We start from the raw sequence: 10,241 nt of genomic DNA on the forward strand, positions 1-10,241 counted from the left end.
GTTGCCATAAAATCAGATATGGCATTTTTGTCAAGAACAATCCTTCTTTTTTGGGGGTTTTTATCTGCTTAGTTTACAGCATGTTACAAACCGTGTTCGCCAGCAGGGGAACCGACTTGCCCGGCTTCGCATCCTCCCGAGCGAGAAAATCCCTCCCGAAAAGCCCCTTTTTGGGCCGCCTGGCGAATCATAAAGCCAGATACATAAGCCTGGATTCTTTCCCTTGAATGGACAGCGTATTCATGTCAAACATCCATATTGGCGATTTTCAGCCTCTTTTCAGGGGTTTCTTGTGAAGAAGGTGCAAAGGCTGTTTGAAAAGTCAGCCGAAATAGAGCCATAACTTTTTGCCCGCCGCGATGCCCTGCCAGTCACACCCTTAGCGCCCGCGGCCATCCCTCTCCCCCGCCTCCCGCATGATCCTCGCATCAAATGCGGGCATTATACGTGAGGCGTGTCTTGGACACAGTAAAGGGCCTTAACGGCCAAAGGGCATCGCCAGGCACACGCTGGCGACAGGCAAGGGATGAGCATATCGACGGCAGCAGATAATCCTGTCGTCCATGCTCATTGTGTTAGCTGTACGCCAGGTTACCCGGGTTGAAAATGAGTAAGAGGCGGCGGAAGGCCCTTCAGAGGCTCGTGTCTTCGTATTCGTCGAGTTTTTTATAGTGCCAGCCCAGCAGAAGCCGGTCGAGGAGAGAGACGAGGCCGAAGAGGGCGAGGCTGAGCAGGATGATGAGGAGGATGGCGGCAAAGACCTGCTCGGTGCGGAAAGATTTGGTGCTGCGGGTTAGATAGATACCCAGGCCGGCCTGACCGCCAAGCCATTCTCCAACCACAGCCCCCATCACGCTATAGGTGGCGGCGAGCTTCAGCCCGGTGAAAAAAGCCGGCAGCGAGGCCGGAATCTTCAGATAACGGTAGGTTTGCCAACGGCTCGCGCCCATCGAACGCAGCAGGCGAAGCTGTTCCTGGGAAACCTGCCTGAGTCCGTCGAAGAGGCCCAGCGCCACGGGGAAGAAACACATCAGCACCACCACGAAGATTTTGGCCGAAATGCCGTAACCGAACCAGAGCACGACCAGCGGCGCCACGGCAACCACGGGCACGGTTTGGGAAACAACAAGATAGGGGTAGAAAATCTGTTTTAGCGGCTTGGAACTGTGCATGGCCATCGCCGTCACCACGCCCAGAAGGGTGGCCAGAAGCAGGCCGGCGACGCTGGCGAAGAGGGTGGGCCGGAGATGAGACCAGAGCAGGGCGGGATTTTCCCGGAACACGCCAAACACCGCCCCGGGCGAGGGCAACACCCAGAAAGCGATCCGGAGGCGGGCGCTGAGAAACTGCCACAGCGCGAGCAGCAGCAGAGAAAAAAGCAGCGGCAGCCAGAAACGGGAGGAGGTTTTGGTCATGTCCTGCCGGTGAGGCGCAGTTCCGGCTCCAGCATCACGCCGAAGCGCTCGAAAACGGTCTTTTGGACGTGTTCGATGAGAGCAAGAACATCCGCGGCGGTGGCTCCGCCCAGATTGACAATGAAGCCACAATGCTTCTCGGAGATGGCAGCGCCGCCGATCTGAAAGCCGCGCAGTCCGCAATCCTCAATCAGCTTGCCCGCAAAATGGCCAGGGGGGCGCTTGAACGCCGAACCCCCGCTGGGCAGGTCCATCGGCTGTTTTTCCCAACGCTGTTTTTTCAAATCCGCCATGCGTTCCGCTATGGTCTCCGGGTCGTCAGGAGTAAGGCGGAAAAGGCTGCTGAGGTGGATCCAGCCGCTGGTTTGAAAGACGCTCTGGCGGTAGCCGAAGCCGTGGTCCCCTGCCTTGAGGTGGCGCACCGAAGCGTGGGAGCGCAGATGCCCCGCTTCCGGCAGCAGGTATTTGCTGAAGTGGAGCACATCCTTGATCTCACCACCATAGGCGCCGGCGTTCATGAAAACAGCGCCACCCACGCTGCCGGGTATGCCGGAGGCGAATTCCAGCCCCGCCAAGCCAAGCTTTTGGGCATAGGCGCAGAGGTCTTTGAGGCTGGCTCCGCACTGTGCGCTTACGAAGTTTTCGTCATGGCCGATGCGGTTGAGGCGGGCGGTGTGGATAACCATGCCTGCCATGCCCTTGTCGCTTATCAATAAATTGGATCCCTTGCCCATGATAAAGTAATCTATGCCATTGGTGACAGCATAATCAAGCAGCTCAATCAGTTGGGTGACGCTTTCGGGTTCGCAGAAGACATCCGCCGGCCCGCCGATTTGGAAGCTGGTGAGCGGGCCAAGAGGTTCGCCGAAGCGGATGGCGCCAGCCTCAACGAGGGCCGGGAAGCGGGATTGGATCTGGTTTTTCAGTTCAGGCTCCTTGTTCATGTAAGGCCAAAAAAGCTGCTAACCTCGCTGAGGAGTTCCACCTCGCTTCTCATCTCCAGGGATTTGGCGGGCAGCACCTGTTTGAAGTATTGGCCGTAGTATTTGTTAGACACGCGTGAATCCATCACCAGCACAATGCCGCGGTCGCCCCGGCTGCGGATGAGGCGTCCGAAACCCTGGCGCAGCCTCAGCAGGGCGTTGGGCAGCATGAAGTGCATGAAGGAATCCTTCTGTTCGCGGTCGAGTTTGTCGATCAGTGCCTCCACAATCGGTTCGGACGGCACTTGGAAAGGGAGTTTGAAGAGGATGAGCAGGGAAAGGGATTCGCCCTGGATGTCCACTCCCTCCCAAAAGGAATTGGTGCCCAGGAGGACGGCGTTTTTGTGGCGCTTGAATTCCTCGAGCATAGAGCTGCGGCTGGCAGCCTTGCCCTGGGCGAAGAAGGGGCGTTTGCGGCGGTAGAGGGCTTCGCTAACGTGGTCGTAAACGGTGTTCAGGTCTTTGTAACTGGTGAAAAGCACCATGGTGCCGAGGTCGGTGGAAGCCAGCAACTGCTCGAGGCAGCCCAAAGCCTGGTTCATGAAAAAGCGGTCCCTGGGTTCCGGCAGGAAGCTGCTCACGATGAGGCGGGCCTGGCTGTCATAGTCGAAAGGCGAAGCCACGATGGCGGTGTCCAGCTTTTCCGGGTCAACCAGGCTGAGCCCACTCTGGCCGAAGAAATACTTGAAGGAGCCTCGCAAAGCGAGGGTGGCGGAGGTGAAAATGATGCTGGGCACGGTGGAATAGAGCATCTGGTTGAGCTGTTGGGAAACGTCCACCGGCGCGTAGCAGAGAGTGGAACCGGGATTTTTTGAGTCCACGCGCTGGGAGTTTTCTATCCAGAGGGCGTGGTTTTCCAGGTCCGGATTGGCCAGGCTGAGGAGGCCCATTTCCGTTTCAGCCGCGCGCAGGCGGTAAGAAGCCAAAGTTTCGGAGAGGGCATCGAAATTCGGCACTTGCTTGCTGTTGAGGCTGGAAAAGGCGTTGTTAAGTGCAGTGAGCTGCTTCTGAAAGTCTTTCCAGGCGAAAACCAGCCCGCCCAGCAGTTCGTAGAGCCGGGGAAAGTCGGCAGTGTCCTTGATGCGCAGTTTGCCGTAGGAATCGGCATTGCTGCAGCGTTCCTGGGCCTCCTGAAAGAGTTCCAGCGCCTGAGCGCGCAAGCCGGTGACCTGCTCCGCCAGATTCACGCAGTAAAGCTTGATCTGGTCTTTGGCGGCGTCGGTGATGACGCTCCTGTCCATGGCGGTTTCCAACTGATGGAGGAAGCCGGTTTTTTTGCGGCGGTAAGATTGGGAAAGCTGGTTGAAGAGGTTGGCCAGATCGGCGTGGGAAAGCTCCAGGCCGAGGTTGCGCGAGGCGGTGGCCATCAGGTTGTGGGCCTCATCCACCACCAGGTATCCGTATTCGCCGAGGGTGGTGTTTTCCATCAGGAGGTCGGCCAATAGCAGGGCATGGTTGGTGACCACAACGGAGGAGGTCTCGACGTGCTTGCGCAGGCTCATCACATAGCATCTGGAGGCGTGGGGGCATTTGCGTCCCGCGCAGAGATAACGGTCGGAACAGATCTTGCGCCAGACTGTGCTGAAGCGGTTTCGGTCGAAAGAGGAATTCTCGCTGACATCGCCGGAGATGGTGAGCATTTTCCAGACGAAGAGGTTGAGCAGGGACTGGGCTTCATAGGGCGAAATCCCCCTCGTCTGCTCCATCAGGAACTCCTCCCAGCGCCTTTCGCAGACATAGTTTTCGCGCCCCTTCACCAGGGCGGCTTTGAATGGCAGGGGCAGCATGGCCTTCAGTTGGGGCAAGTCCTTGTAAAAAAGCTGTTCCTGGAGGTTCTTGGTATTGGTGGAAACGACCACCTTGGTCTTTTGGCGGTGGGCAAAGGCGAGGGCCGGAACCAGGTAGGCAAAGGATTTTCCCACTCCGGTGCCGGCTTCCACGGCGAGATGCTTGCCTCCGCGAAAGGCGGCGTCGATCCCTTTGGCCATTTCCACCTGGCCGGCGCGGAACTCGAAATTGGGAAACTTTTGGGAGAGAAGGCCGGTGGGGGTGAAAACCTCATCGATGTCGAAATTCACGCCCGGGAGCTTGTTCTCAACCACGTTCGGTCTCGCCACGTCCGGCGAAGTGGGCTTTTTGCCGATGAGGGCGTAGCGGCGCTGATATTCAACGATGACGCGCAGGAAGTTGTATAGCGAGTTGTCGAGCTGGGCCTGTTTGGCCAGGTCCAGCAGGCGGGCGTTCGAGAGCATGGAATAGTGGCTGGCGATATGTTCAGACAGCCTTGCCAGCAGCAGCCCGGTGGCTTCGGCGTCCGCCCCGGCGCGGTGGGCGCTTTCCAGGGTGATGCCAAAATGGGCGGTCAGGGTCCCCAAACGATGGTCGGTGGTGAAGGGCAGGTAGGTCCTGGCGATTTCCACCGTGTCCCAGACGGGGCGCTGGATAAGGTCCCCACCGTGGAGGGCGGAATGGTGGTTCACGAAGCCGATGTCAAAGCCGGCGTTGTGGGCCACAAGGATGTCGTAGCCGATGAAGGCAAAGAACTGCTTCAGGGCTGTTTCCGCGTCCGGAGCGTCCTTCAGCTCCTGTGGGTCGATGTGGGTGAGGTATTGGATGAATTTGGGCACCTTTCCGCGGGGACGCACCAAGGTGGAAAAACGCTCCGTCACCTCACCACCGCGAAAGCGGACTGCGGCCAGCTCGATCAGTTCGTCGGTTTTGGGGTCCAGACCCGTGGTTTCGGTGTCGAAAGCCACATAGTTCAGTCTTTCGCTCAGGGGCGGGATGTCATTGGGTTCCAAATGTCCTCCGGATCAGCTTTCTTCCCTGTCCAAATTGTATCGTTTGAGTTTCTGGATAAGCCCCTGGCGCGAGATGCCCAGTTCCTTGGCGGCCTGGGTCTGATTCCAGTCCGTGGATTCCATGGCTTGCAGGATCATCTCGCGCTCTAGCTCTTCCATCGCGTCTTTGAGCGATTTGCGGCTGGAGAGCAGACTGATGGTTTTCTGGTTTTCAATGTAGCGGCGCACCTCATCCGAGAAATCCCGCGCCCGGATGAAAGCGCCGTCCTCAACCAGGGTCACAGCCCGCTCGATTTCGTTCTCCAACTGGCGCACGTTGCCGGGCCATTCATACTGTTCCAGCACTTTCATGGCGTCGTCGGAAAGGCCTTGAACCGATTTGCCGATGCGGGTGTTGTATTTATCCAGGAAATGGACGGCCAGCAGGGGAATGTCGCCGGTGCGGCGCTTCAGGGGCGGAACCTCGATGCGGATCACGTTCAGGCGGTAATAGAGGTCGAGGCGGAAATCGCCGGCACGCACCTTTTCCTCCAGGGAAGCGTTTGTGGCACAGACCACGCGGACGTTTACCTTTTCGGTCTTGGTGGCGCCCACGCGCTTGATTTCGCCTTCCTGGAGGAAGCGGAGCAGCTTGGCCTGAGTGCTTTGGCTGATGTCGGCGATTTCGTCCAGGAAAAAGGTGCCCCCGTCGGCAATCTCGAAGAGGCCCTTTTTATCGTAGGCCGCGCCGGTGAAGGAGCCTTTAACGTGGCCGAAGAGTTCGCTTTCCAGCAGGGTTTCCGGCAAAGCGCCGCAGTATTGGGCTACGAAAGCCTTGTTGCGCCTGTTGCTGCCGTAGTGTAAGGCCCGCGCTATCAGTTCCTTGCCTGTTCCGCTGGGGCCTTCCAGCAGTACCGTGGTGGGGGTGTCCTTCACCTTTTCAATTACCTCGAAGATCTTCATCATTTCCGGGCTTTTGCCGATGATGTTGGCGTAGAGGTTGCCCGCATGAAGTTGTTCGCGGATGGTGGCGTGGGTCTTTTCCAGGCTGGCGGAGCGGATGTTTTCTATGATAACGATAGCCTGGTTGCAGAGCGCGCTGAGCAGGTTGATGACGCGCTCGGAGAAATAGTGGGAGCCGCTCTGGCTGAAGAGCAGCACCACGCCCAAAACGTCCTTGCGAATAGCCAGGGGAATCACCACCAGATGGTTGTAGGAAGGCGCGAAGCGAGGCTGCTTGTGGTTTTCGATCTCGTTGGAGCGGTAAACCCGCGCACAGGCGTTCATAAAAACATCGTAATACTTGTTGTCCCTGGCGAAATTCTTGAACAGCTTGTAATCCCAGGAATCCGGAACCGTCTCGCTTCCGTGGAGGCAGAAGATGCCCCCGTCAGCCTCGGAAATCTCAATCAGGCTGTCCAGGGTGTGCTCTATTAGCACGTCTGAGTCGGTGAGCGTGTTCAGCTTCTGGGTGATTTCATAGAACTGGTTGAGCAGGTTTTCCTCGAACTGCAGGTCCTGCATCTGGGCTGAGTATTCCTTGGAAATCTTCTGCGTGAGGATGTCGTTTTGTTCCAGGAGTTTGATGGAGCCGTACTGCTGGATGATCTTCTTGTTGGCCTTGAGGATTTCCAGCGCTTTTTCCCATTCCTCGAGGTCGTAAAGCACCCCGGCCAGTTCATAATTTGCCAGCGAAAGCTCGTAGATATTGGCCGTTTCCACAAAAATCTCGATGGCCTCATGCAGGTGCTGCTTGGCGGCAGCCAGGTTTTTGCGCTCAAGCAGAGCGCGCAGGTAGTGGATTTTGCCTGTTTCAAAGGGTTTGTTTTGCTCCGCGGCCATCTTTTGGGCCTGGTTCAGATAATAGTCCGCGCTTTCGTGGTTGCGGGTGAGAATGAAGTAGTAGGCTTGCTTCTGGAAGCCTTCGATGATTTTGTCGCGGGCGTTGATGGATTTGAAGAAGTCCAGGCTTTCCACCAGGTAGGAATAGGCTTCCTTGAAGCGGTGAAGCTTGGTTAGCACGCTGCCGAGGTTGCCGTAAAGCTCTGCCTTGATGAAATCATCGCTCACCTGAGGCAGCAGTTCGAGGCCTTTGAAACAGAGGTCGAAAGCCAGATTCAGCTCGTTCTGCTTTTCATAAACCTCGCCCAGATTGGTGAAAGAGCGCAGCAGCCCCTCGATGAAATCGTTCTCCTCGCTTTTCTTGATGGCCTGTTCGTAAAGGGCGATGGACTGGTTCCAATCCCCTTTCTTGAACCAGAGGGCGCCAAGGTTGTTCAGCGTGGCCACGATGTTGCGGAAAAAACCGAAGTCGATGGCGGTCTGCAGCGATTTGGTGAGGGCTTCCTCGGCCTTGTCATATTCGTTGTGGTCCATCAGCGTGACGCCGATGTTGTTGTAGATATTGGTGATGTTGTAGGGCTCGTTGAGCATTTTTTGCAGTTTCAGGGCTTGTTCCAGATACTGCAGGGCTTTGTTGGCGTCGCCGGTGTCGTCCATCAGGCTGCCCAGGTTATTGTAGCAGACGCTGATGCCGTTCAGGTTGAATAGTTCCTGCTCCAGTTTCAGGCTACGCAGGAAATACTGCTCGCTGCGTTCCCAATCTCCCTGGAACATGTAAAGCACAGCCAGGTTGTTGTAGATAGCGGCCAGGCCTTTGTGATCCTTCGCCATGTTGTACAGGGTTTCGGCTTCTTTGAAGGCCTCCACGCTCTGGTCCCATTCATTCACGTAATAGTGGGTTTTGCCCTTGATCTTTTTAGCCTCGCCCTGAACCGTCCAGCGGAGATCCTTGTCCTCAATGGCGCTCATCTGGCGCACCACACTTTCCAGTTCCGCCAGGGCTGTCTCGAATTCCTCGGTTTCAGCCAGGATATCCGCCTTCAGCAGCAGGATTTTCACCTTCCAGTAAGGGTCGATGGAGTCCGGGGTGTATTTTTTGATGATTTCCAGAGCCAGGGCGGTGCTGTTCACGGCGAAGAGGTTGGAGGCCAGCATGTGCACGATTTCTTCCGCTGGAAGCGAGTTTTCCGTGCAGATGTGCAGGGCCTGGCGCAGATGCTCAGCCGCCTCGTCCATCTGGTTAAGGCCGGTGTGGGCGGCGGCGCAGCTCTGCTGGATGGCCAGCAGCTTCTCCGGCTTTTTGGTGTTTTTCAGTTGATAGCGGTAAAGCTCCAGCAGGTTCTCGTTGTCGTTGAGCAGGTAGAGTTCTTGGATCAGTCCTTCGAACAGCGCGGTGTTGTATTTGCGTTTTTGCATCATCAGCCGGATAAGCGTCTGACGGTGTTCGCAGTCCTTTGCCAGCAGCTCTGCGAGTTTATCGTAAAAAGCTCCGGAGAGGGCTTCGGGATTCTGCTTCAGCCAGGTGTCCAGGCTGGTTTTTTTCTGCACGGGATGGCCATCTTCCGCGCTTCCCAGCAATCCCGCCGCGCTCAGCGCTTCTAGGTCCTTCTTCAGCGTTTTGCCCAGGCCCAGCGCCCTAAGCCACTGCTCCGTGGCGTCATCTGCCAGGATGAACTTCGCCAGCAGCAGTTCGCGCTGCGCGGCGCTGAGGCTGGAAACATTCTCCAGATATATCTGCAGGGGGTCGTAACTGCGGTCCAGAAAAGGGCTGATGTCAAATTTGGCTTTGGGTTCGCGCTTCATTTCAGCGATAATGTGCTCCACCACCAGCAGATTCCCGTCGGAGATCTTTTGCAGGATTTCGCTTTCCTTAACAAAGCCCGGTTCCGCTTCCGGAAAGGTAAGCTGTAGAAGCTTTTGCAGGTCGTCAACATTCAGCGGGGGGATGAGTTCCGGCTCCGAAAAGCCAAAGAGGCGGTTTTGAGCCAGCACAACTATTTGGATGCCGCTTTCGGAGGCGTATTGCACCAGATACTGCAGATAATCGAGGGTGTAGGGGTCGAGTGCGTCGCCATCGTCGATCACCAGGGCGGCGGGTTTCAAAAGTTTTCTTTGGCTCAGCCGTTCGGTGAGGAAATAGAAAAAGTCATATTTGCGGCCGGTGCGGTAGCGGTCCTGGTGTTCCTTCAGCAGGGAGTCCAGTTCGGCGTTTTCCACGTCGCAAAGCAGCCTCAGAACGCGGTTGAACTGGTTGAAGAACAGCGGATGCGGGGAATAGTAGTTCACCCGCTTGTAGCTTTTGCCCAGAGCCTCCAGCAGGGGTTTCACCAAATAGGTCTTGCCCGAGCCGGTCCCGCCGTTGATTTCGATCAGATGGCTGGCGCTGTTGTTCCTTAGAGTGTTCAGCAACCTGTTCAGCGGGAAACGCCGGGTCATAAAATCCAATGACTGAAAAACGGTTCTGTCGCTCATTCTCTCCTCGGTCTTTGCCAAAGTGTTGACAGATTACTGTAAATTAAATTGACACCATACTGTCAAGTAGAATTTGGGAAGACCTTTCTGCGTTTACACCGGAGAGTTCTGAAGGTGCTCAAACAGCTTGGAATGATCCGCCGCCAACTAACACTCAAAAAATGTCTTGACCCGATTATTCAGGCTAATAATTTAGTTCATAGGTGCAGATTATCACCCAAACGGGTATCGGTCAAGCCAATAAATGACCTCTGGCGTGAATATTAATGCCGTTAATAGCGAAGATTTCTGCCGGAATGCCAGCAAAAGCAGCAGAGGATTATGAACATGACAATTTCGTGGGGTTACTGCGGATTTATCTGAAGGACAAGCTCGATAACTATATGGTCTTCCGGGTAAACGGCCAAAGCATGGAGCCTAAGGTCATGAATAATAACATCGTGGTGATCCTGAGAAAGGACGACTGGAGCAATACAGATGGTTCTGTCTGTGCTGTCGGGCTCAACAATGGTATCACCTTGAAACGTATCCAGGTTGATCACCAGAGGCAGCAGGTACTATTCCATCCCCTTTTATGCTGATTACCGTGTCTGGGTCCGCGATTAAATGCAGGTAGAAGATATCTCGCTGATCGTGACAACGGTCATGCGGTTGTGGTTGAGTGTGGTTCATGGTTGACAGAAAAGGTATTACTATAATCCTGATCAACAGGCAAACCGACTGACATAGATAGCAAAGGAGTATTGATG

General features: G+C 55.8%; 5 protein-coding genes. 1 reads left to right on the plus strand and 4 read right to left on the minus strand.

The features are described 5' to 3' along the window. Positions 1-632: 632 nt before the first annotated feature. Genes GX466_02730 through GX466_02745 form a run of 4 tightly spaced genes read right to left on the minus strand, consistent with a single transcriptional unit; the run spans position 633 to position 9,492 of the window. Positions 633-1,415 (minus strand): ABC transporter permease, encoded by a 783-nt coding sequence (locus tag GX466_02730; protein NLH93121.1) that lies wholly within the window; start codon positions 1,413-1,415, stop codon positions 633-635. Further along, on the minus strand, positions 1,412-2,359 hold the full coding sequence (murB, locus tag GX466_02735; GenBank protein NLH93122.1) for a UDP-N-acetylmuramate dehydrogenase: 948 nt from the start codon (positions 2,357-2,359) through the stop codon (positions 1,412-1,414). The genes GX466_02730 and murB overlap by 4 nt, the downstream gene beginning before the upstream one ends. Beyond that, positions 2,356-5,199, minus strand: coding sequence for a DEAD/DEAH box helicase family protein (locus GX466_02740; GenBank protein ID NLH93123.1), 2,844 nt, complete (start codon positions 5,197-5,199; stop codon positions 2,356-2,358). Before GX466_02740 ends, murB begins: the two co-directional genes overlap by 4 nt. 12 nt (positions 5,200-5,211) lie before the next feature. After that, positions 5,212-9,492 (minus strand): sigma 54-interacting transcriptional regulator, encoded by a 4,281-nt coding sequence (locus GX466_02745; GenBank protein ID NLH93124.1) that lies wholly within the window; start codon positions 9,490-9,492, stop codon positions 5,212-5,214. A 266-nt stretch (positions 9,493-9,758) separates the two neighbouring features. Between GX466_02745 and GX466_02750 the strand changes: the two genes are divergently transcribed. After that, positions 9,759-10,073: a hypothetical protein gene (locus GX466_02750; GenBank protein NLH93125.1), complete on the plus strand. Its 315-nt coding sequence runs from the start codon at positions 9,759-9,761 to the stop codon at positions 10,071-10,073. The last annotated feature ends 168 nt before the right edge of the window (positions 10,074-10,241 follow it).

The sequence above is a fragment of the Candidatus Cloacimonadota bacterium genome, assembly GCA_012516855.1.
Classification (GTDB): domain Bacteria; phylum Cloacimonadota; class Cloacimonadia; order Cloacimonadales; family Cloacimonadaceae; genus Syntrophosphaera.